Here is a 22,052-nt window from a genome sequence, read left to right as displayed (position 1 = left end):
GGCAACCGGGGGCCTTTCTCTTTATGGGCTAGTGCCGCCGCTTACAGGCGCGGGTAGTCCAGGTAACCGACCGCGCCCTTGGCGTAGAAGGTTTCCGGGCGCGGCTCGTTCCACGGCGCGTCGGTGCGCAGGCGGGTGACCAGGTCCGGGTTGGCGATGAATGGGATGCCGAAGGACACCGCGTCGGCCTTGCCGCTGGCCAGCCATTCGCTCGCGCTGGCCTTGGTGAAGCGCTCGTTGGCGATGTACGGGCCGCCGAAGATTTCCTTCAGTTTCGGGCCGATGCTGTCCGGGCCTTCCTTCTCGCGGGTGAAGATGAAGGCCACGCCGCGCTTGCCCAGCTCGCGGGCCACGTAGCCGAAGGTGCCCAGCGGATCGGAGTCGCCCATGTCATGGGAGTCCATGCGCGGCGCCAGGTGCACGCCGACGCGACCGGCGCCCCAGACTTCGATGGCGGCATCGGTGACTTCCAGCAGCAGGCGCGCGCGGTTCTCGACCGAGCCGCCGTACTGGTCGGTGCGCTGGTTGGTGCTGCTCTGCAGGAACTGGTCGAGCAGGTAGCCGTTGGCGCCGTGGATCTCCACGCCGTCGAAGCCGGCGGCCTTGGCGTTCTCGGCGCCCTGGCGGTAAGCCTCGACAATGTCGGCGATCTCTTCGGTCTCAAGGGCGCGCGGGGTGACGAACTCCTTCACCGGGCGCACCAGGCTGACGTGGCCGGCCGGCTTGATGGCGCTGGGCGCTACCGGGGTTTCACCGTTCAGGTACAGCGGGTCGGAGATACGGCCGACGTGCCACAGCTGCAGCATGATGCGGCCGCCGTTGGCGTGGACCGCCTTGGTCACGTTGCTCCAGCCACGCACCTGGTCGTCGGACCAGATGCCGGGGGTGTCGGGGTAGCCGACGCCCAGCGGGGTCACCGAGGTGGCTTCGCTGAGGATCAGGCCGGCATCGGCGCGCTGCGCGTAGTACTCGGCCATCAGCGCGTTGGGCACGCGGCCTTCGTCGGCGCGGCAACGGGTCAGCGGGGCCATGATGATGCGGTTGGGCAGTTGCAGGTCGCCAAGTTGGATCGGGTCGAAGAGCGTAGTCATTGGGGGATGCTCCGGTACGGGGTGTGCGTTGGGTTCAGTCGAGAACGGGTTGTGCTTGGTTGGGCTTGCCGCTGAAGGCGAACATCACGGCGATCAGCGCGAGTACAGCGAGGACGGCGGCGGCCAGCGGCACGCGGGTCAGGCCCAGGCCGTGGTCGATGACGCTGCCGCCGACCCAGGCGCCGAAGGCGTTGCCGACGTTGAAGGCGCCGATGTTCAGGGTGGCTACCAGGTTCGGTGCGGCCTGGCCGACACGCACCACGTTGACCTGCAGGGCCGGTACGGCGGCGAAGGCGGCCGCGGCCCAGATGAACAGGGTGATTTCCGCGGCGAGCAGCGAATGGCTGGTCCAGCTGAGTACTGCCGAGACCACCGCCATGGCAGCGAACACGCCGGCCAGGGTGGTGCCCAGGCGCCAGTCGGCCAGGCGGCCGCCGAGGATATTGCCGAAGGTCAGGCCCAGGCCGATCAGCACCAGGGTCCAGGTCACGCCGCGCGGCGATACGCCGGTGACTTCACCGAGCAGCGGCGCGACGTAGGTGAACAGGGCGAAGACCGCGGCGGAGAACAGCACGGTGGTGCCCAGCGCCAGCCACAGTGGGCCGCTGCGCAGGGCAGCCGTTTCCTGACGCAGATCGACCGCTTCTTCGTCGTGGCCGGCCGGCAGGATGCGCCACAGGCCGATCAGGGCGAGCACACCGAGGCCGGTCACCACCCAGAAGGTCGAGCGCCAGCCGGTGGCCTGGCCGAGGGCGGTGCCCAGCGGCACACCGAGCACGTTGGCCAGAGTCAGGCCGGTGAACATCAGGGCCACGGCGGAGGCTTTGCGGTTGGCCGGCACCAGGCTGGCGGCGACCACCGAGCCGATGCCGAAGAAGGCGCCATGGCAGAGCGAGGTGACGATCCGCGCCAGCATCAGCATGTCGTAGCCGGCGGCGACGGCGCACAGCAGGTTGCCGAGGATGAACACGCCCATGAGCATCAGCAGGGCGCGCTTGCGTGGCAGCTTGGCGGTGAGCAGCGCCATGATGGGGGCGCCGATGGCGACGCCGAAGGCATAGCCGCTGACCAGCCAGCCGGCGGTGGGAATGGAGACGCCAAGGTCGCCAGCAACATCGGGCAGCAGGCCCATGATGACGAATTCCGTGGTGCCGATGGCAAACGCGGACAAGGCGAGGACGAGAAGCGATGTAGGCATGCGCCTGCTCCTGGAAACGAATGGGATGTGTAGGCAGTTCGCTGTACTTACAGCGCTTCGCTCAGATGGCGGACATAGGCCTGGATGGTTTCTTCGTTGCGTCTGAAGAAGTGCCACTGGCCGACTTTTCTGCTGGTCACCAGACCGGCGCGCTGGAGGGTGGCCAGATGCGCCGAGACGGTGGATTGCGACAACCCGGTGCGCTGGTCGATCTTCCCGGCGCAGACCCCGATGTCGAACGGTTGGTGCTCCTGCTCGTCGAAGAAGCGCTCCGGATCCTTCAGCCAGCGCAGGATGTCGCGCCGCACCGGGTGGGCCAGGGCCTTGAAGATCTCGTCGAAGTCGGGCGTGTCGTTCATGTGGGGGCTTCGTATGTATCGCTTGGGAACGAACTATATATCGTGGAAAAACGATATGAATTCGTTTGGGCCGATACTGATCATCGACCCGCTTGATAGTAGCCATCGACATGGCCGTCCGTAGGAGCGAGCTTGCTCGCGAAGCTCTTTGGACCAGAGCTGTTCGCGAGCAAGCTCGCTCCTACGACGATTTCCTACATTCGCGTTAAGCTCGGTTCATGAACTACCTAGCCCACCTCCACCTCGGCGGCTCGCAGCCCGCCCAACTGCTCGGCAGCCTCTACGGCGATTTCGTCAAGGGACCGCTCGCCGGGGCCTGGCCGGCGGACATCGAGGCCGCCATCCGCCTGCATCGGCGCATCGACGCCTTCACCGACAGCCATCCGCTGATCCACGCCGCCAAGGCGCGCTTCCCCGGCGAGCGGCGGCGCATGGCCGGGGTGCTGCTGGACGTCTTCTTCGACCACTGCCTGGCGCGTGACTGGGAGCAGTTCAGCGACGAGTCGCTGAACGCATTCACACAGCGCGTCTATGGTGTTCTGAGCACCACGCCGTCGCTGCCCGAGCGCCTGGCGCGGATCGCACCGCGCATGGCCGCGCAGGACTGGCTGGGCAGCTACCGCGACTTCGTCGTGCTGCAGGACGTGGTGCAGGGCATGGCCCGGCGACTGTCGCGGCCGACGCTGCTCGATGGCGCCTGGATTGAACTGCAGGGGCTGTACGAGCCGCTCAGCGCCGACTTCCGCGAGTTCTACCCGGCGTTGCTGGCGCATGTGCGCTCGCTCGAGGAAATCGCCGCGGATCGGCCATGACTTGATATGCATCAAGCGTCTGCAGGTGCAGAAGGGATGCAATACCCATCGACGACGGAAAGAGGAGGTGGAGCATGTTGAGATCATTGATGATTGCCACGGACCTGTCGCAGCGCTCGGAGAAGGCCCTGCAGCGAGGGGCGGCGCTGGCCAAGCGCTTCGGCTGTCCATGGACCCTGCTTCACGTGGTGGACGAGGACCAGCCCGCGGGCCTGGTCGAGCAGGAAGTCACCCAGGTACGCCTGATCCTCGAGGCGCGCCTGGTCGAGCTGACCACCCTGGGCGGCAGTTGCCCGCGCATCCGTGTCGAGGTGGGCGATCCGAACCAGAAGATCGTCGCCTGCGCGTTGGAAGAGGACTCCGACCTGCTATTGGTGGGCAGTCATCGCAAGAGCCTGCTGCGCGACATCTTCGTCGGCACCACGGTCGAACGCGTGCTGCGCAGCGGTCGGCTGCCGGTGCTGATGGTCAACCAGCCGGCCGAGCGCGACTACCGCGACTTGCTGCTGGCGCTGGACACGTCGCCCGCTTCGGCCAATGCGGTGCACGTCGCCGAACGCCTGGGTCTGCTGCAGGGGGCGGTGTGCCGTGGCGTCTATGCCTTCAGCCCGCTGGCCAAGGGCATGATGCAGTACTCGGGTGTCAGCGAGGAGCGCATCGACGAGTTCGTCGGCACCGAGACTCGGCAGGCGGTGGACGAGCTCAAGGCGTTCATCCGTGAGCAACAACTGGAGCCCCTGATCGACGAGCAACTGGTCGCGGTCGGCCTGCCGGGCAATGTGCTCGAGCGCATGGTGGGCAAGCATCGGCCGGACCTGCTGGTGATGGGAACCCGGGGGATGGGCGGGATCAAGCGAGCACTGATCGGCAGTGTTGCCGACTACGCCCTGCGCGAACTGGATTGCGACATCCTGGTCGTGCCGCCGCCAGCCGGCGATTGATTCGGCGCTGCGGAATCGTCCGTCGTTGCCCGGAAAGCACAGCGCCCGCTGCAAGGCGGGCGCTTTCTTTCCAGTCGATGACCGGCCTTCCGTGGCCTGGATCGGGGCAGAACCTGCCCGCCGTGGTGCGCGGCAGGTTCGATTCTTCTCTCAGGCAGCCATTTCCAGCGGCTGCGCGACTTCCCCGTAGATCACCTGACCGATGGCTGCGCGCGCCTGTTGAGCCAGCTGCGCACGGTTGCGCCCGAAGCTCGGCAACGGTTCGAGCAGGTGGATTTCCACCGTGCCGCGGTCGTTGCGGAACAGCCGCAGCAGGTGGCTGAGCAGGTCGTCGTCGCCGATGAAGGGCGCCAGGTTGCAGGGTTCGCCATTGCGCAGGTAGCGCAGGGCGACCGGCTGCAACGGCACGCCGGCGTCGATGGCGCCGGACAGCAGGCGCCCATGGAAGGTGCGCAGGCCGCTACCGTCGGTGGTGGTGCCTTCCGGGAAGATCAGCGTCGAACGACCCATCATCAGTGCGCCGGCGATCTGCTGGCCGAGGTTCGCGCTGTCGCCCGAGCCGCGGCGAATGAACAGCGTGCCGGCCTTCTCGGCGAGCCAACCGGCCACCGGCCATTGGCGCACTTCGGCCTTGGACAGGAAGGTCATCGGCGCCAGCGCGCCGAGCAGGGGAATGTCGACCCAGGACACATGGTTGCTGACCCAGAGCGCGGTTTCGCCCGGCAGCTCGCCATGCACGCGGATGCGGAAGGGCAGGGCGCGGCGCAGGCGGGCCAGCCACCAGCGGGTCAGACCCTGGCGCAGGAAGGTCCAGTCGTAGCCGGGCAGGCGTTCGAGCAGCGCGACCCAGGCACCGAGCACGATACCGAGGCCGAGCACGCCGAGCAGGCGGGCGATCCGCAGGTAGCAGCGCATCATACGGCCGCCTTGAAGTGCCGGGCGTAGCGCGGGCACAGCTCGTCGCGCTTGAGCAGGATGAACACGTCGGCGACCTGGAAATCCGGGTCCCAGCAGGGCTCGCCGCAGATCTTCGCGCCCAGGCGCATGTAGGCCTTGAGCAGCGGCGGCAGTTCGGCGGTGAGGTTTTCCGGGACTTCCTGGCCGGCCGGCAGCGGGGTCTTCGGCTCGGCGCGCAGGTTTTCCTGGCACAGGTAGCGATCGCGCAGACGCTGCATCACCGCGTGCGCCTGCAGGCCGCCATCGCGCATGGGAATGCTGGCGCAGCCCATCAGGTAGCGATAACCGCCTTCGTTGAGCACTTCGGCCAGCTCGCCCCAGAGCACGGCAATGGTGGCGCCGTTGCGGTAGGCCGGGTCGACGCAGGTGCGGCCGATCTCCAGCACCGGGCCCTGCAGGTCGCCCAGGCCGTCGAGGTGGAATTCCTCTTCGCTGTAGAAGCGCCCGAGGCGTTCGGCGGCGCGGTGGTCGAGCAGGCGCGTGGTGGCGACCAGGGCGCCGCTGTTCTCGTCGCGCACGCCGATGTGCTGGCAGTGACGGTCGTAGTCGTCCATGTCCAGGCCAAGCTCCGCGCCGTTCAGGCGGGCGTCGAACTCGGTGCTGAAGACTCGGTAGCGCAGCGCCTGGGCTTCGCGCAGAGCGGCTTCGCCGTACAGGCGGACGGCTTTCAGGCGGCGTTCGCTCGGGGTGTCGCTGGAGCGGGCGATCTGGGTCATGCGTGAGCCTCCGTGGGGCCGGCCATGCGGGTTGCGGCCGGTCGCCTTTGTTGTGCAAGCTCAGGCTAGGAAGAGGCGGTGTCACGTCCATGACGTTGGCGTGATGCTTGTATGACATTCAACGCCGCCCGCACGAAGAGGAATCCCCGATGCTTTGGAATCGCCTGCTCGGCCCGCTCGAACGGCTGCCCGCCGGTCTGTCCCTGGAGGACTGGTACTGCGAACTGCTCATGCGCGGTCAGGGCGCAAGCACGCTCGAACTGGCGGTCCTCGCCGGTCGCCTGGCGGGCACGCCCGGCCTGGCCTTTCTCGGCGGTTACCAGGCGGCCCTGCGTGCGCTGTGGCCGGCTGCACCGGCGAGCCTCGGCGCGCTGTGTGTCACCGAGGGCAAGCGGCTGCGCCCGGCGGACCTGACGACACGTCTCGACGGCCTGACCCTGCACGGCCGCAAGGACTTCGCCACTGCTGCCGAGAGTGCCGGCTGGTGGCTGGTCGCGGCGCGCGACGAAGCCCCCGGCGCGGAGCCGCGCCTGGCAATGACCGTGGTGCTCGCAGGCGCTCCCGGCGCGCGCCTGGAGCCGCTGCCGGCGCTGCCGCTGATTCCCGATATCCCGCATGCCCGGCTGGTCCTCGACGGTGCCCATTGCGAGCGTTTGCCCGGAGATGGCTGGGACGCCTACGCCAAACCCTTCCGCACCCTCGAAGACCTCCATGTGATGGCCGCCATGCTCGCCTGGCTGTATGGCGTTGCCCTGGACAGCGGCTGGCCGCGCGAGCTGTCGCTGCGCCTGGCCGGGCTGCTCGCCGGCTGCGCAGAAGTCGTCCGGCATCCTGCCTCAGCCTCGGAAACCCATGTGCTGCTGGGCGGTCTGTTCGCCCAGTTCGACGCGCTGGCGCCGGCGCTGGACGCCGCCATCGACGCCGGTCCGCAGCCCTGGGCCGCGCTATGGAAGCGCGACCGTGGCGTGCTCGCGCTCGGTGGCAGCGCCCGCGCCAAGCGACTGGACAAGGCCTGGAGCGCACTGGGGGTTGATCCACGTCAGTAAGCGCTACGGGTCCGGCCCAGTAACCTGCGCGACATTCCGCCGCCCACCGGCATGCCATGCAGGAAGCTCCATGCGTCGCGACCCCATCGTGCTGTTCGACAACGGCACCCATAAATGCCTGTGCTTCGACGACCTCGTCAGCGGCGAAGGCGTGCAGACCAACCAGTTCCTCATCGTCGACCACGAGCAATATCTGCTGCTCGATCCGGGCGGCGACCTGACCTACACGCCGTTGTCGCTGGAACTGTCGAAACTGTTCCCGCTGCAGGACCTGGACTACATCTTCGCCTCGCACCAGGACCCGGACATCATCGCCGCGCTGGACAAGTGGCTGCTGCACACCCGCGCCAAGGTGCTCTGCTCCAAGCTCTGGGCGCGCTTCCTGCCGCACCTGACGGCCAACTACCTGGCGGTCAGCCACGGCATCTCCACCTACGACCGGATCATCGCCGTGCCCGACCGCGGGCAACTGGTGAACCTCGGCCGCTGCCAGCTGAAGCTGCTGCCCGCGCACTTCCTGCACTCGGTGGGCAACTTCCAGCTCTACGATCCGGTGAGCCGCATCCTCTTCTCCGGCGACATGGGCGCCTCCCTGGTCGACGATGCCGCACCGGTGCAGGACTTCAACGCCCACCTGCAGTACATGACCGGTTTCCACCGCCGCTACATGGCCGGCAACAAGGCGTGCCGGCTGTGGGCGAAGATGGTCCGCGGGCTGGACCTGGAGATGATCGTCCCGCAGCACGGCCGGCCCTTCGTCGGCCGGCCGATGATCGACGCCTTCCTCGACTGGATCGAACGGCTTGAATGCGGGCTCGACCTGCTCGGTCCGGAGGACTACCAGGTGCCGCGCTGAATTGGTCCTGCACAACGGCGTGATCGGCGCTTAATCCGTTCATCGCCCGCGTGCTAGGGTTCCGGCGGTCCGACAACAAGAGGCCCGCCGATGCCCATTCCTTCCTTGCGCACCCTGCTGCCAGGCGCCGCTCTGGCGCTGAGCCTGTGCAGCTTCGCCGCGTCCGCCGCGCAAACCTGGCCCGACGCCGATTGGGCGCGTGGCCCTGCGCCCTCTGGCGCGGCCGTGAAAGCCTTCGAGGACTACGCCTTCCCGCAGCGCGACGATGCCACCCGCAAGGGCGTGCGCACCGACGCCGTGGTGGTGATCCGCGATGGCCAGCTCATCTATGAGCGCTACGCCGGCCCTACCAAGGCCGAGACGCCGCACCTGGCCTGGTCGATGAGCAAGAGCATCATGGCCAGCGTGCTTGGCGTGGCCTTCGGCGAAGGCCGCTTCCAGATCGACGACCCAGTGGCCACGCACTTCGCGCCCTTCGCCAGCCACCCGGACGTGAGCATGCGCCACCTGCTCAACTGGGCTTCGGGCCTGGCCTGGGAGGAGGACTACGAATACGCGCCGCTGAAATCCTCGGTGGTGGCGATGCTCTACACCCGCGGCCGCGACGACATGGCCGGCTTCGCCGCCAGCTTCCCGCTGGACGCGGTGCCCGGCACGCGCTTCCGCTATTCCAGTGGCGACAGCAACGTGCTGGCCGCCAGCCTCAAGCAGATGGTCGGCGAGCAGGCTTACGCCGATTACCCCTGGACCGCGCTGTTCGATCCGCTGGGTATCCGCTCGGCGGTCTGGGAGCGCGATGCCAGCGGCACCTTCGTCGGCTCGTCCTACGCCTACATGAGCGCCCGCGATCTCGCCCGCATCGGCCTGCTGATGGAGCGCGGCGGGCGCTGGAAGGATCGCCAGCTGCTGCCGCAGGCGTGGATGCAGTTCGTCCTCACGCCATTCCCGCGTTACCGCGCAGCCAAGGGCGAAGAAGATGAGGCGGTGCCGGGTGGCCAGTGGTGGCTGAACCGCACCCTGGCCGGCGCGCGCACGCCCTGGCCGAGTGCTCCGGAAACCACCTTCGCCGCCCTCGGCCACTGGGGGCAGGCCATGTATGTGCTGCCTGACCAGAGGCTGGTGATCGTCCGCTACGCCGACGACCGCGACGGCACCTATCGCCACGACGACTTCCTCAAGCGGGCCCTGGCGGCCTTCGCCGCGCCGGAGGTGAAGCCATGATCCGCCGTCATCCGCTGCTCAGCTTGCTGCTGTTGCTCCTGCTCGGGCTGTCAGCCTGGGCCTTCGCCAACCGCACGCACCTGGCTTCCTTTCCGCCGATCATCGGTGCCTACACGGCCAAGGAGTACTGCTCCTGCCGCTATGTCATGAACAACAGCGCCGAGTACTGCCAGAGCTATACGAAGCAGTACGTGTCGACCAGCGCTTTCTTCGACGACGCGCAGAATAAGCGCGTGACTGCGAGCGGCCTGGGCAGCACCCAGACCGCCGCCTGGATCAGCCCGCGCGAGGGTTGCCGTCTGCTGCCCCAGGCGGACGCTTTGTCGCAATGAGGACGCGGCGGGCGGTGCAACCCTGGTGCCGCCCGCCTGTCGAAACGCATCCGGCCCCTTGCAACTCCGCTGGCGGCCGTTATCGTTTGTGACAGTTCTTCGAGCACAAGGGCTCCCATGCGCGCGTTGTTCCCCCTGATCGCCAGCGCCTGCCTGGCCGCACCGGCCCAGGCAGCCTGGTACCTCGACTACGAGTCCTCGCGGCTCGGTTTCATCAGCAGCCGCGACGCCGGTGGCACCGAGAACAACCGCTTCCTGGTGATGCACGGCAATGTCGATGAAAAGGGCCAGGCCAGCCTGCGCATCGAGCTGGATTCGGTGCAGAGCGGTGTGCCGTTGCGCGACGAGCGCCTGAAGGAACATCTGTTCGATACCGCGCGCTTCCCCGAAGCGACCGTGACCGCGCACCTGGACCTGGGCCCGATCCTCGGCCTGGCCAGCGGTGCGCAACTGGAAATGACCTTGCCGCTGCGCCTGGAACTGCACGGCGCCAGCCATGCCTATCGCGCCGAGGTGCTGGTAACGCGCCTCGACGCGCGACGCTTCCAGGTGGTGACCCTGTCTCCGCTGATCCTGCAGCTCGCCGACTTCGGCCTGGCTCCAGGCGTCGAGCGCCTGCGCCAGCTCGCCGGCCTGCAGAGCATTGGCCTGTCGGTGCCGGTCGGCGCCGTGCTGATCTTCGCCGAACGATGAGCGGGTCGGTCTTTCCCTGGCGCAGCGGCAACCAGTTCGCCCTGCACTGCGATGGAGAAAATTTCTTCCCGCGCATGCTGGAGGCCATCGAAGCCGCCCAGGAACAGGTCGATCTCGAGTTGTACCTGGTCGAGGGCGGGAGTTGCGCCGAGCGTTTACTGGAGTCGCTGCTCGCCGCTCGTGAGCGTGGGGTGACGGTGCGCTGCCTGTTCGATGGGTTCGGCAGCCTGCGCCTGGGGAGCACCTGGCGCCGCCGTCTGCTCGATGCCGGTGGCGAGCTGCGCCTGTACAACCCGCTGCTGTGGCGTGCCGGCTGGCGCAACCTGCACCGGGATCACCGCAAGCTGCTACTGGTCGACCGGCGCTTGGCCTTCGTCGGCGGTACCGGGGCGACCGACGAGTTCTGGTCGGTGCCGGACAACCGCAGCGCCTGGCACGAAGTCATGGTGCAGATGCAAGGGCCGGTGAGCGCCGACTGGCTGACGCTGTTCGAGCGCCAGTGGCAGGCCTGCCTGCACCCGCGCGCCTGGCGGCCGCGCAAGGCGATTGCGCCGCAGCGCCTGCCGCCATCGCCCAATGGCGGCCAGGGGCTGGGGCGGGTGGCCTACGCCGACGCTCGCCAGCACCGCGACATCCTGAAGTCACTGGTGCGCAACCTGAACAACGCCAGGCAGCGCATCTGGCTGGCGACGCCGTACTTCCTGCCGACCTGGAAGGTCCGCCGAGCCCTGCGCAAGGCCGCGCGGCGCGGCGTCGAGGTGCGCCTGTTGCTGACCGGCCGCCTCACCGACCACGCCCCCGTGCGCTATGCTGGCCAACGCTATTACCCGCGCCTGCTGCGTGCCGGCATCCGGATCTTCGAGTACCAGCCACGCTTCTTGCATATGAAAGTGGCGCTGGTCGACGACTGGGCCAGTGTCGGTTCGTGCAACTTCGATCATTGGAACCTTCGCTTCAATCTGGAGGCCAATATCGAGGTACTCGATGGCGAATTCACCGCTGCGGTGGCCGATTGCCTGATCGCCGACTTTGCCGACAGCCGTGAAATCGACATTCCGCTCTGGCACTCGCGTTCCCTGTGGATGCGCCTGCACCAGCGCCTGTGGGGATGGCTCGACCGCCTGGTGGTGAACTTCCTCGACCGCCGCCGTTGAGTCGGGGCCGGACCGGCCGGCGATCGACATATTAAGGAGAGGGTTCGTGAGCAAACCCCGTAAGGAAAGATTCATCGGGCTGGAGTGGTTGCGCTTCCTGCTCGGCCTGTACGTGGTGATCTACCACACCCTGCACGCCTACCCGGCGGAGCAGAAGTTCCGTGGTTTGGACGAGCTGACCAGCCTCGGCTTCTTCGCCACCAGCACCTTCTTCGTGCTTTCCGGTTTCCTCCTCGCCCATGTCTACGTCACCGACGGGCACCTGCGGGAAAGCCCGCGCAGCTTCTTCACCAAGCGATTCTCCAACCTCTACCCGATCCACATCTGCTCGATCCTGCTGACCATCGGCGTGCTCTGGCTGATCAGCAACCTGGGCATAGGCCCGGACCTCGACCAGGCGACCCCGCGCTTTGTCGTCTACGACACCCACGAGCAGCTCGGGCGCATCCAGCCGCTGCTGTTCCATCACTGGATGAGCGACCGCGAGCTGATGCTCAACAGCATCCTCCAGCTGACCATGCTGCACGCCTGGAACCCGCTGTATCTGACCTTCAACGCGCCGCTCTGGTCGCTGTCGACACTGTTCTTCTTCTATCTCTGCTTCCCCTTCGTCGGGCCACGGCTGATGCGCGTGGTCAACAAGCCACGGGCGCTGCTGGTGATCTGGTTGCTGTACCTGCTCCCGCCAGCCGTGTTGCTGCTGAACGAGGCCTACGGCATTCCCTGGACCGGCCTGATCCACCGCAATCCGCTGCTGCGGCTGCCGGAATTCCTCTGCGGCATCCTCGCCTACGGGCTGTTCCGCGAGCACAAGGACGCCGGGCGCCTCCTGAGCCCTGCAACGGTGCTGGCGCTAGGTGGCTTCGTCCTGGCCAACTTCCTCGTCGCCGACTACCTCTACACCCAGGGCAACCAGCAGTGGTACTACCTGCTGCACAACGGCCTGTTGCTGCCGTCGCAACTCGTGCTGGTGTACCTCTCAGCGCTGGCGCCGGACCCGCGCAGCTGGCGCCTGCAGCACTGGTCGCCGCGCCTGGGCGCCGCCTCGCTGTCGCTGTTCGCACTGCATGTGCCGCTGTTCACCCTGTTCTCGCGCGGCGAGAAGCTGATCCGCGCACCGGGCGATTGCCTGGCCGACTGGGCGTATTGCGTCACCGCGGCGACCCAGCAGCAGTTGTCGCTGTGGCTCTACCCGCTGTTCCTGCTGTTCATGGTGGTCAGCTGCCTGCTGTTCCAGGAGCGCCTGGTGGTGCCGTTGCGCAAGTGGTTGATACGCCACCTGTTACCGGCACAGTCGCCCGCGCGCCCCGTTACCTTGCCCTGAGCGGCGCCGCCCGGACTTTTGGCGGGGGGCAGGGCGGAGGGCGCTGGTTATGCTCGCCGCATGACCACTGGAAGGGGAAGACCATGTTCCGATCGCTCCTGGCCGTCCTGTTGCTGGCTCTTGCCGGATGCAGCTCCCACGGCGCCTTCTTCGGCGCCGTCGACGGCCAGCCGTTCGTTGCCCTGCAGGCGGCCGACGCCCGGCACGCGGTGGTCTACCTGTACCGCCCGCAGAACAAGTGGGCCGACGAGGAACTGGAAGCGCCGGCGCTGTTCCTCAACAACGAACTAATCGGCAGCCTGCCCAGCAACGGCTACCTGGCCCTGGAGTTCGAGCCCGGCAGCTTCAAGCTGGAGATGCGCCGGCCGCTGTTCGGCAGCTTCTGGACCTTCTTCGCCGACGGCCCGCTGGACTTCACCCGCATCGCCAGCTTCATGCTCGAAGCCAAGCCGGGAGGTGTCTACTACCTGCGCTACGACGAGGACCGGGTGCCCGCCAAGCACGCCCACAGCGAAGGCGACGGGCCGCTGCAGCTGGTCGATCCGAAGACCGGCGAAAGCGAGATCCAGCACACCCGGCAGATCCAGGCGCCCGCGCAGATCGCCGCCAGCGGCTACGAGGTGCGGCAACAGGCGCGCTTCTGGCAGGGTGTCGGCCAGGCGCTGGACAAGGTCGGCATCTGAGTGGCTTGTAGTAGCGGTCTATTACCCGGCGTGGCGGAACGCGGCGGATAATCCGGCTAACCTGAATAGCCCCGATGGGCTTTGCCGGAGGAAACGAGCGATGGCCGCGAAGAAGATCCTGATGCTGGTCGGCGACTACGCCGAAGACTACGAAACCATGGTGCCGTTCCAGGCGCTGCAGATGGTCGGGCACGTTGTGCATGCCGTCTGCCCGGACAAGAAGGCGGGGCAGTCGGTGCGCACCGCCATCCACGATTTCGAAGGTGACCAGACCTACAGCGAGAAGCCTGGGCACAATTTTGCCCTGAACGCCGACTTCGCCGGCGTGCGCGCCGAGGACTACGACGCGCTGCTGATTCCCGGCGGTCGCGCGCCCGAATACCTGCGCCTGAACGCCAAGGTGATCGAGCTGGTGAAAGCCTTCGACGCGGCGAAGAAACCCATCGCCGCGGTCTGCCACGGCGCTCAGCTGCTGGCGGCAGCCGGCGTGCTCAAGGGCCGTTCGTGCAGCGCCTATCCGGCTTGCGCTCCGGAAGTGCGTCTGGCCGGCGGCGAGTACGTGGACATTCCGGTGGACGCGGCGCATGTCGACGGCAACCTGGTCAGCGCCCCGGCCTGGCCCGCACATCCGGCGTGGCTGGCGAAGTTCCTCGAAGTACTCGGCACCAAGATCAGCCTGTAACCCAGGCACGGAGGCAGACCATGTGCGAGCTCTACGTCAAGGCCGATCCCATCCTCTACGAGTCGCGTTCGCGCTCGCTGCGCATCCGGGGCGTGGTCACCACGCTGCGCCTGGAGAACCAGTTCTGGGACATCCTGCGGGAGATCGCCGAGGTCGACGGGATGACCACCAACCAGCTGATCACCAAGCTCTACGACGAGGTCATGGAGTACCGTGGGGAGGTGGTCAACTTCGCTTCCTTCCTGCGGGTGAGCTGCACACGGTTCCTGGCGCAGCGGCGGGATAACGTCGTCGACCTGGCGCTGGTGCCGCGTAGTGCGTAAGTCCATTGGGTCCCCGCGTTCGCGGGGATGACGTTGGCGGGTACCGCGCCTCTGGTCCCGTGATTCCCGCGAATGCGGGAACCCAGAAAAATGCTGGCAGTTTGCGAGCGCAAGAAAAAGCCCGGCACTAGGCCGGGCTTTTTCATGGAGCGAAGGTGAAGGGTTACTTCACTTCCACCGCCAGGCTCTGGGCGATCTTGTCTTTCCAGATCGCCGGGCCGGTGATGTGCACCGACTCGCCGTTGGTATCGACCGCCACGGTCACCGGCATGTCCTTCACGTCGAACTCGTAGATGGCTTCCATACCGAGTTCGGCGAAGGCCAGGACCTTGGACTTCTTGATCGCCTGGGCCACCAGGTAGGCGGCGCCGCCGACGGCCATCAGGTAGACGGCCTTGTTGTCCTTGATCGCTTCGATGGCGATCGGACCACGTTCGGACTTGCCGATCATGCCCAGCAGGCCGGTGCTTTCCAGGATCTGGCGGGTGAACTTGTCCATGCGGGTCGCGGTGGTCGGGCCGGCCGGGCCAACCACTTCGTCACCAACCGGATCGACCGGGCCGACGTAGTAGATGAAGCGGCCCTTGAGGTCCACCGGCAGCTCTTCGCCCTTGTTCAGCATGTCGACCATGCGTTTGTGCGCAGCGTCGCGGCCGGTGAGCATCTTGCCGTTGAGCAGCAGGGTCTCGCCCGGCTTCCAGCTCTGCACTTCTTCCGGGGTGATCTTGTCCAGGTCGACGCGGCGCGCGGACGGGCCGGCTTCCCAGACGATTTCCGGGTAGGCGTCCAGCGACGGTGCTTCCAGCTCGGCCGGGCCGGAACCGTCGAGCACGAAGTGGGCGTGACGGGTGGCGGCGCAGTTGGGGATCATGCAGACCGGCAGCGAGGCGGCGTGGGTCGGGTAATCCATGATCTTGACGTCGAGCACGGTAGTCAGGCCGCCCAGGCCCTGGGCGCCGATGCCCAGCTGGTTGACCTTCTCGAACAGTTCGAGGCGCAGTTCCTCGATGCGGTTCTGCGGGCCGCGGGCCTTCAGCTCGTGGATGTCGATCGGGTCCATCAGGACTTCCTTCGCCATCACCGCGGCCTTCTCGGCGGTACCGCCGATGCCGATGCCGAGCATGCCCGGCGGGCACCAGCCGGCGCCCATGGTCGGGACGGTCTTCAGGACCCAGTCGACGATCGAGTCGGACGGGTTGAGCATGGCCATCTTCGACTTGTTCTCGGAGCCGCCGCCCTTGGCCGCGACGTCCACTTCCACGGTGTTGCCCGGGACGATGGAGTAGTGGATCACCGCCGGGGTGTTGTCCTTGGTGTTCTTACGCGCACCGGCCGGGTCGGCCAGGATGGAGGCGCGCAGGACGTTCTCCGGCAGGTTGTAGGCGCGACGCACGCCTTCGTTGATCATGTCGTCGACGCTCATGGTGGCGCCGTCCCAGCGCACGTCCATGCCGACGCGGACGAAGACGGTGACGATGCCGGTGTCCTGGCAGATCGGGCGGTGGCCGGTGGCGCACATACGCGAGTTGATGAGGATCTGCGCCATCGAGTCGCGCGCGGCCGGCGACTCTTCGCGCAGATAGGCCTCATGCATGGCCTGGATGAAATCGACCGGGTGGTAGTAGGAGATGAACTGCAGGGCATCGGCGACGCTCTGGATGAGGTCGTCTTGCTTGATCACGGCCATGGAGCACGGTCCTCTTCAGGCGGGTATGTCAGGCGGGGTAGGTCAGGCGGCTAAGCCCATTACCACGGATGCGTCCGGTCAGGCACCGGCGCAAAAAAGGCGCCGTAGTATAGCGCCGTGCCAGGCTCGGGCGCACGCGCCGGCGATCCGACCTTGGTCGGCAAACGCCCACTTCCGGTTGGCTAGGCAGCCTCGGGCTTTGATAGTACAGTGAAGGCCAGGTGCCATTACGGGACGGAGCCCCATGAGCACACTGAGTTCCCCGCTGAAGCAGCGCGCCCTCCAAAAACTATTACTCAGGCGTTTCGGCATGGCCCTCGGCACGTATGGCCTGGCCATGCTGTTGTTGTGGTTGACCCTGCTCGGAGATTTCTACCATGGCGCCCTGTCGGTGGCCGTGGCGGCGACGCTCGGCGCGGTGCTCAGCCAGATGGCGTTCCTCTGGCTGTTCCTCAGCGGGCGCAACCAGCGCTTTGCCGATGCCAGCCTGACCGAGCCCCAGGTGCTGGTGGCGCTGGTCTGGAACACCTTCTTCCTCGCCCATGTCGACAGTGTGCGCGGCACGTTGATGGTGCTTTACGTGCTGATCCTGCTGTTCGGCGTGTTCCAGCTGCCGCCGCGGGTGTTCGCGCGTTGCGCCGGCCTCGCGTTCATCGCCTTCGCCGGGCTCAACCTGTGGGAAGCCTTCCAGCAGCGCCTGCAACTGCCGGGGCAGGCGGTCCTGCAGCTTCTCGTACTGTTCATCGTGCTGGTCTGGCTGACGCTCTTCGCCGGATACGTGCAGGCCCTGCGCCAGCGCATGCGTCAGCGCCGCTATGCGCTGCAGGCGCACCAGGACACCCTGCGCGGCATGATGCGCCAGCTCGAGGACATGGTCGCCACCGACGAGCTCACCGGCCTGTTCAACCGCCGCCATTTCCTGCGCATGGCCGGTCGCGCGCTCGACGAAATGACCCCGGGGCGCTGCCACGGCCTGGCATTGATCGACCTCGACCACTTCAAGCGGATCAACGACGTGCACGGCCACGCTGCTGGCGACCGCGTGCTGCAGACCTTCGCTGCAGTGGCGCGGGCCTGCCTGCGCGAGGGTGACGTGCTGGCGCGCTACGGTGGCGAGGAGTTCGTCCTGCTGCTGCCTGGCGCCACTGCCGACCACCTGATGAGCTGCTGCGAACGCCTGCGCCTGGCCTATGCCGGGGCCGAGCCGATGGGCGTGGACGTGCCGGTGCTGAGCCTGTCGGCAGGCATGACCCTGCTGACGGCCAGCGACGATCTCGACGAGGCCTTGCAGCGGGCCGACCAGGCGCTCTACCGTGCCAAACGCAGCGGACGAAATCGCTGCGAAGCGGCATGGGAGGAGTCGGATGCCTGAAGTTCGTGCCGGCGGCCAGCTCTGGGAGGTGGCCACCGGCAGCAACCTGCTGGACGCACTGCGCGGCAAGGGCATCGCCATTCCCTACAGCTGTCGGGCCGGCAGTTGCCATGCTTGCCTGGTGCGCTGCAGCCAGGGCGAGTTGCGCGACCAGCGCCCCGAGGCGCTGGACCCGGCGAGGCGCGCAGAGGGCTGGCGCCTGGCCTGCCAGTGCCTGGTGGTCGATGACTGCGCCATCGAGGTATTCGATCCGCTGCGCGACGGCCTGCCGGCGAACGTAGTCGAGCTGGACTGGCCGGCCGCGGATGTCCTGCGTCTACGCCTGCAACCCCAGCGCCCGCTGCGTTACCGCGCCGGACAGCATCTCGTGCTGTGGAATGGCGAAGTTGCGCGACCGTATTCCCTGGCGAGCCTACCCGGCGAAGAACCCTGGCTGGAATTCCACATCGCCTGCCACGCCCCAGGCGCCTTCTGCGATGCAGCCCGGAAACTGCGAGTAGGCGATGAATTGCGCCTGGGCGAGCTGCGCGGCGGCGCGTTGCACTACGACCCCGAGTGGCAGGAGCGCCCACTGTTGCTGATGGCCAGCGGCACCGGCCTGGCGCCGCTGTGGGGATTGTTGCGGCAGGCCATCGCCGATAGTCACCAGGGGCCGATCCGCCTGCTGCACCTGGCGCGCAGCCCGGCCGAGCACTACCTCGCCGGCGAGCTGGCAGCCTTGGCCGACGCGCATCCGGACCTGCAGGTGACGCTGGCGCTACCGACCGATCTGGACGCTGTTCTGGCGCAATTCCGGCTTGTCTCGCGGCGAACCCTCGCCTTACTCTGCGGCCAGCCCGCCAGCGTCGAGCGCTTTGCCCGCCACCTTTACCTGGCCGGAGTGCCACGCGGCCAGATCCTCGCCGACGTCTTCCTTTCCCATGCCTGAGCCGGCACTCCCGGCCGGCATTGCCTGCTGCCAAGGAGTTGCCATGAGCCAGTCGATTCTCGTCGAGCGCGAACAGGGCCTGTTGAGCCTGCGCCTGAACCGTGCCGACAAGATGAACGCCCTGACCCGGGAAATGTATGCGGCGCTGGCCGACGCCTTGGAAGCGGCGGAAGCCGACCGCGAGGTGCGCGCCGTGCTGATCGCCGGCAACGCCGAGTGCTTCACCGCCGGCAACGATATCCATGACTTCCTGCAGCATCCGCCGAGCGGTCCGGACAGCCCGGTGTTCCGCTTCATGCGCGCGCTGATGGAGTTCAGCAAACCGGTGCTGGCCGCAGTGGCCGGGCCGGCTGTCGGCATCGGCACCACGCTGCTGCTGCATTGCGATCAGGTCTTCGTCGCACGCGGCGCCAAGCTGAAGATGCCCTTCGTCAACCTCGGCCTGTGCCCTGAGTTCGGTTCCAGCTTCCTGGTGCCGCGCCTGCTCGGCCATGTCCGCGCGGCCAGCCTGTTGATGCGTGGCGACGGCTTCACCGGCGAGCACGCCGTTGCCCTGGGCCTCGCCAATGAAGCGCTAGCCGATGGCGCCGCCGCCCTGGAGCGTGCCCGCGAAGTCGGTCTCGGCCTGCAGGCGCTGCCGCCGGCGGCGCTGGCCCTGAGCAAACGCCTGCTCAAGGCACCTTATATGGACGAGCTGCGCCGCGTGGTGGCGGAAGAGGGCGAACTCTTCGTCCAGCGCCTGAGCTCGCCGGAAGCCCTGGAGGCCCTGAGCGCTTTCACCCAGCGCCGCCAGCCGGACTTCTCGCGCTTTGCCTGACGCGCTCGGCCCTGCCCACAGAATCTGTGGGCAGGGCTGTGGATAAACTTGGGGGCAAAGCCGCCAGCGCCCGCTCTGCCTGGCCTGCGTCGGCCTGTTCGGGTTTTGATCGATTCCCTCGCCGAGCCGCCTTCGCGAGCATCGCAAGGGTTTGATTTCATTGTCTTCGTGCCGCCTGTCGGGCGCCTCGATCGAGCGCCGCCGCATTCTGTGAGCTTGTTCACAGATACTGTGGGAAGGCCTGTGGATAAGCTTTGGGCCAATGCTGCTAGAGCCCGTGTCCCCTGGGCCGCAGGGCATTGCTGGAATATCGAGCGAATGCGCGTTTTTCGTAGAAATCGACGCAAAAAGAAGGCCGCCCGAAGGCGGCCTCTTTCATTGCCCGAGGATCAGACCAGCAGGTCGCCCACGTGCAGCACCTTCATGGTGTTGGTGCCGCCCTGGGTGGTGTAGCTGTCGCCCTTGGTCAGGATCACCCAGTCACCCTTGGTCACCACGCCGCGCTGCAGCAGCGCATCGACGGCTTCCTGGCTGACCTTCTCCGGCGGCAGCGCGGCCGGGTCGAAGGGGATGGTCTCGACGCCGCGGAACAGCGCCACGCGGGCCTGGGTTTCGCGGTGCGGGGAGTAGGCGAAGATCGGCACCGAGGAGCGGATGCGCGACATGATCAGCGGGGTATAGCCACTTTCGGTCAGGCAGATGATCGCCTTGATGCCCGGGAAGTGGTTGGCCGTGTACATGGCCGCCAGGGCGATGCTCTCGTCGCAACGCTCGAAGGTGTGGCCCAGGCGGTGGCTCGACTGCTTGGTGGTCGGGTGTTTTTCGGCGCCCTGGCAGATGCGCGCCATGGCCTTGACCGCTTCCACCGGGTATTCGCCGGCGGCGCTCTCGGCGGAGAGCATCACGGCGTCGGTGTAGTCGAGCACGGCGTTGGCCACGTCGGAGACTTCCGCGCGGGTCGGCATCGGGTTGTGGATCATCGACTCCATCATCTGGGTCGCGGTGATCACGGCCTTGTTGTAGCGGCGGGCGTGCAGAATGATCTTCTTCTGGATGCCGACCAGCTCGGCGTCGCCGATTTCCACGCCGAGGTCGCCACGGGCCACCATCACGGCGTCGCTGGCGCGGATCAGGCCGTCCAGGGCTTCGTCGTCGGCCACGGCTTCGGCGCGTTCGATCTTGGCCACCAGCCAGGCGTTGCCGCCGGCTTCCTTGAGCAGGCTGCGGGCGTATTCCATGTCTTTGGCGTCACGCGGGAAGGACACGGCGACGTAGTCCAGGTCCATGCTCGCGGCCAGCTTGATGTCGGCCTTGTCCTTGTCGGTCAGGGCCGGCGCGGTGAGGCCGCCGCCACGGCGGTTGATGCCCTTGTGGTCGGACAGCGGGCCGCCGATCAGCACTTCGCAGACCAGCTCGTCGGCCTTCACTTCCTTGACCACCATGACCACGCGGCCGTCGTCCAGCAGCAGTTCGTCGCCCACGCCGCAGTCCTTGACCAGGTCCGGGTAGTCGATGCCGACCACTTGCTGGTTGCCGTCGGTGCGCGGGTGGCTGGTGGAGAAGCGGAAGGTGTCGCCGACCGCCAGCTCGATGCGCTTGTTGGCGAATTTTGCGATGCGGATCTTCGGACCCTGCAGGTCGCCGAGCAGGGCGACGAAGCGACCGTGCTTGGCGGCCAGGTCGCGTACCAGCTGGGCGCGGGCACGGTGCTCGTCGGGCGTGCCGTGGGAGAAGTTCAGGCGGGCGACGTCGATGCCGGCGATGATCAGTTGTTCGAGGACTTCGGGGGACTGGCTGGCTGGGCCGAGGGTGGCGACTATCTTGGTGCGGCGGACGGACATGCGGGACTCCTTGGAAGACGAGCGTGCTGACCGGTCAGTCGGAGGCTGGCCGGTCCGGCGGCCATCTTACCCCTTTTCCGATGACGGTTCGCGTACCGCTTTGAGCACCAGCAGGTCGCACTCCACGTCTTCCAGCACTCGTTCGGCGGTATGTCCGACCAACGCACTCTCCAGCGGGTTGCGCGAGACCGCGCCCATCAGCAGCAAGTCGATGCCCTGCTGGCGGACGAACTCGGGAATCGCCTCCTCGGGGAAGCCGAGCTGCAGGTGGGTGTGCTTGCGCTGCATGGCCGGGTGGGCGTCGAGCAGTTGGTCGAGGGCGTGGCGATGGTGGGCTTCGACGGCCTTGGCGTGCTCCTCGTAGCTGCCCAGCAGCTGGGTGTCGAAGGCGAGGGTCTGCGGCAGCGGCATGTAGGCGTGCAGGTATTCGGCCTGCAGGCCGAGGCGGCGATGCAGCTCAAGGGCCGTGGCGATCAGCTGGCGGTCGAGGGCTGCCGGTTTGTCCGCCTCGTGCAACGGGTCGAGGGCGGCGCACAGGCGCTGGCCGTTCCAGTCCTGACGGTGAACCATCCACAGCGGCTGCGGGCAGTGGCGGATCAGTTGCCAGTCGGTGTTGGTCAGGAACAGCCGCTTGAGCAGGCCATGGCGGCTGCTCGACTTGAGCACCAGGTCGGGCTGCTTCTCGGCCACGTGGGCGAGTATTTCGCGGTACAGCGGCTTGCCCCAGCGCGTGTGGCAGGTGGTTTCGACGCCGGCCTGGCGCAGCGGCGCGGCCAGGCGTTCGAGCCAATCCAGGCGCTCGGTCTGCTGCAGGATGCGCACGCGCTCCATCTGCTGGGGGGAAATCAGCAGGCCGTTGTCCAGCGCCGGGTTGAAGTCGCACAGCAGCAGTTCGACGCGCGCACCGCAGCGCTCGGCGATCCACTGGGCACGGTTCAAGGCGGGTTGTTCTTCGCGGGTGGGATCGACGATCACCAGCAGGTGCTGCAGTTTCATATCTGGCCTCCTCGCGAGTCTGT

23 protein-coding genes are annotated in these 22,052 nt (G+C 67.1%); 15 read left to right on the top strand and 8 right to left on the bottom strand.

What is annotated here, in order from left to right:
* Positions 1 to 41: 41 nt before the first annotated feature.
* From ACA097_RS08165 to ACA097_RS08155, 3 genes are read right to left on the bottom strand one after another with little or no spacing between them, the layout of a single operon-like run.
* Complete coding sequence (locus tag ACA097_RS08165) at positions 42 to 1,091, bottom strand: alkene reductase (protein WP_043249337.1); 1,050 nt, start codon at positions 1,089 to 1,091, stop codon at positions 42 to 44.
* Between the two features lie 34 nt (positions 1,092 to 1,125).
* Positions 1,126 to 2,289 (bottom strand): MFS transporter, encoded by a 1,164-nt coding sequence (locus ACA097_RS08160; protein WP_371369645.1) that lies wholly within the window; start codon positions 2,287 to 2,289, stop codon positions 1,126 to 1,128.
* Positions 2,290 to 2,336: 47 nt separating this feature from the next.
* Complete coding sequence (locus ACA097_RS08155) at positions 2,337 to 2,648, bottom strand: helix-turn-helix transcriptional regulator (RefSeq protein ID WP_043249342.1); 312 nt, start codon at positions 2,646 to 2,648, stop codon at positions 2,337 to 2,339.
* A 218-nt stretch (positions 2,649 to 2,866) separates the two neighbouring features.
* Here ACA097_RS08155 and ACA097_RS08150 point away from each other — a divergent pair, with 218 nt between their 5' ends.
* Together ACA097_RS08150 and ACA097_RS08145 are read left to right on the top strand one after the other, a co-directional pair.
* A complete protein-coding gene (locus ACA097_RS08150; protein WP_371369642.1) occupies positions 2,867 to 3,460 on the top strand; it encodes an ACP phosphodiesterase in 594 nt (197 codons plus the stop codon).
* Positions 3,461 to 3,534: 74 nt separating this feature from the next.
* Entirely contained in the window at positions 3,535 to 4,401 is an 867-nt protein-coding gene (locus ACA097_RS08145; RefSeq protein WP_371369640.1) for a universal stress protein, read from the top strand.
* Positions 4,402 to 4,551: 150 nt separating this feature from the next.
* On the opposite strand, the gene ACA097_RS08140 is transcribed toward ACA097_RS08145, so the two are convergent.
* Together ACA097_RS08140 and olsB are read right to left on the bottom strand one after the other, a co-directional pair.
* Complete coding sequence (locus ACA097_RS08140; RefSeq protein WP_371369638.1) at positions 4,552 to 5,319, bottom strand: lysophospholipid acyltransferase family protein; 768 nt, start codon at positions 5,317 to 5,319, stop codon at positions 4,552 to 4,554.
* A complete protein-coding gene (gene olsB / locus ACA097_RS08135; protein WP_043249350.1) occupies positions 5,316 to 6,074 on the bottom strand; it encodes an L-ornithine N(alpha)-acyltransferase in 759 nt (252 codons plus the stop codon). The genes ACA097_RS08140 and olsB overlap by 4 nt, the downstream gene beginning before the upstream one ends.
* A gap of 149 nt (positions 6,075 to 6,223) precedes the next feature.
* On the opposite strand from olsB, the gene ACA097_RS08130 reads away from it, so the two are divergent.
* The 10 genes from ACA097_RS08130 (at position 6,224) to ACA097_RS08085 (ending at position 14,388) form a co-directional block, all read left to right on the top strand.
* Positions 6,224 to 7,120 (top strand): acyl-CoA dehydrogenase, encoded by an 897-nt coding sequence (locus tag ACA097_RS08130; RefSeq protein WP_371369636.1) that lies wholly within the window; start codon positions 6,224 to 6,226, stop codon positions 7,118 to 7,120.
* 70 nt (positions 7,121 to 7,190) lie between these two features.
* Positions 7,191 to 7,976: an MBL fold metallo-hydrolase gene (locus tag ACA097_RS08125; RefSeq protein ID WP_043249354.1), complete on the top strand. Its 786-nt coding sequence runs from the start codon at positions 7,191 to 7,193 to the stop codon at positions 7,974 to 7,976.
* Between the two features lie 90 nt (positions 7,977 to 8,066).
* On the top strand, positions 8,067 to 9,197 hold the full coding sequence (locus ACA097_RS08120) for a serine hydrolase domain-containing protein (protein WP_371369633.1): 1,131 nt from the start codon (positions 8,067 to 8,069) through the stop codon (positions 9,195 to 9,197).
* Entirely contained in the window at positions 9,194 to 9,529 is a 336-nt protein-coding gene (locus ACA097_RS08115) for an amidase (RefSeq protein WP_371369631.1), read from the top strand. Before ACA097_RS08120 ends, ACA097_RS08115 begins: the two co-directional genes overlap by 4 nt.
* A gap of 117 nt (positions 9,530 to 9,646) precedes the next feature.
* The gene (locus tag ACA097_RS08110) at positions 9,647 to 10,222 is read left to right on the top strand and encodes a YceI family protein (protein ID WP_371369629.1); all 576 of its coding nucleotides are present in this window, start codon (positions 9,647 to 9,649) and stop codon (positions 10,220 to 10,222) included.
* The gene (locus ACA097_RS08105) at positions 10,219 to 11,376 is read left to right on the top strand and encodes a phosphatidylserine/phosphatidylglycerophosphate/cardiolipin synthase family protein (RefSeq protein WP_371369627.1); all 1,158 of its coding nucleotides are present in this window, start codon (positions 10,219 to 10,221) and stop codon (positions 11,374 to 11,376) included. The genes ACA097_RS08110 and ACA097_RS08105 overlap by 4 nt, the downstream gene beginning before the upstream one ends.
* 46 nt (positions 11,377 to 11,422) lie before the next feature.
* Positions 11,423 to 12,700 carry an acyltransferase family protein gene (locus ACA097_RS08100; RefSeq protein WP_371369625.1) on the top strand — a complete coding sequence of 426 codons (1,278 nt, stop codon included), beginning with the start codon at positions 11,423 to 11,425 and terminating at the stop codon, positions 12,698 to 12,700.
* Between the two features lie 83 nt (positions 12,701 to 12,783).
* Positions 12,784 to 13,383, top strand: a complete 600-nt coding sequence (locus ACA097_RS08095) for a DUF2846 domain-containing protein (RefSeq protein ID WP_371369623.1) — start codon at positions 12,784 to 12,786, stop codon at positions 13,381 to 13,383.
* 100 nt (positions 13,384 to 13,483) lie between these two features.
* Complete coding sequence (locus tag ACA097_RS08090; RefSeq protein WP_371369621.1) at positions 13,484 to 14,065, top strand: DJ-1/PfpI family protein; 582 nt, start codon at positions 13,484 to 13,486, stop codon at positions 14,063 to 14,065.
* A gap of 20 nt (positions 14,066 to 14,085) precedes the next feature.
* Positions 14,086 to 14,388, top strand: a complete 303-nt coding sequence (locus tag ACA097_RS08085; RefSeq protein WP_043249371.1) for a ribbon-helix-helix domain-containing protein — start codon at positions 14,086 to 14,088, stop codon at positions 14,386 to 14,388.
* Between the two features lie 163 nt (positions 14,389 to 14,551).
* Here the strand turns inward: ACA097_RS08085 and ACA097_RS08080 are convergent, their stop codons facing one another.
* Complete coding sequence (locus ACA097_RS08080; protein WP_043249373.1) at positions 14,552 to 16,075, bottom strand: fumarate hydratase; 1,524 nt, start codon at positions 16,073 to 16,075, stop codon at positions 14,552 to 14,554.
* A gap of 244 nt (positions 16,076 to 16,319) precedes the next feature.
* On the opposite strand from ACA097_RS08080, the gene ACA097_RS08075 reads away from it, so the two are divergent.
* The 3 genes from ACA097_RS08075 to ACA097_RS08065 are packed head-to-tail and all read left to right on the top strand — an operon-like array spanning position 16,320 to position 19,192.
* Positions 16,320 to 17,447, top strand: a complete 1,128-nt coding sequence (locus ACA097_RS08075) for a diguanylate cyclase (protein ID WP_043249375.1) — start codon at positions 16,320 to 16,322, stop codon at positions 17,445 to 17,447.
* Positions 17,440 to 18,375, top strand: coding sequence for an iron-sulfur-binding ferredoxin reductase (locus tag ACA097_RS08070; RefSeq protein WP_371369617.1), 936 nt, complete (start codon positions 17,440 to 17,442; stop codon positions 18,373 to 18,375). The genes ACA097_RS08075 and ACA097_RS08070 overlap by 8 nt, the downstream gene beginning before the upstream one ends.
* Positions 18,376 to 18,418: 43 nt before the next feature.
* Positions 18,419 to 19,192 carry an enoyl-CoA hydratase-related protein gene (locus ACA097_RS08065; RefSeq protein ID WP_043249379.1) on the top strand — a complete coding sequence of 258 codons (774 nt, stop codon included), beginning with the start codon at positions 18,419 to 18,421 and terminating at the stop codon, positions 19,190 to 19,192.
* Between the two features lie 389 nt (positions 19,193 to 19,581).
* Here the strand turns inward: ACA097_RS08065 and pyk are convergent, their stop codons facing one another.
* Together pyk and ACA097_RS08055 are read right to left on the bottom strand one after the other, a co-directional pair.
* Positions 19,582 to 21,033 carry a pyruvate kinase gene (pyk, locus tag ACA097_RS08060; protein ID WP_043249381.1) on the bottom strand — a complete coding sequence of 484 codons (1,452 nt, stop codon included), beginning with the start codon at positions 21,031 to 21,033 and terminating at the stop codon, positions 19,582 to 19,584.
* A gap of 66 nt (positions 21,034 to 21,099) precedes the next feature.
* On the bottom strand, positions 21,100 to 22,029 hold the full coding sequence (locus tag ACA097_RS08055; RefSeq protein WP_371369614.1) for a universal stress protein: 930 nt from the start codon (positions 22,027 to 22,029) through the stop codon (positions 21,100 to 21,102).
* Positions 22,030 to 22,052 lie beyond the last annotated feature (23 nt).

The sequence above is a fragment of the Pseudomonas sp. QL9 genome (assembly GCF_041409665.1).
GTDB classification, from domain to species: domain Bacteria; phylum Pseudomonadota; class Gammaproteobacteria; order Pseudomonadales; family Pseudomonadaceae; genus Pseudomonas; species Pseudomonas knackmussii.
The sequence above is the reverse complement of the archived record's forward strand: the minus strand, read 5'-3'. Positions and strand labels throughout refer to the sequence as shown.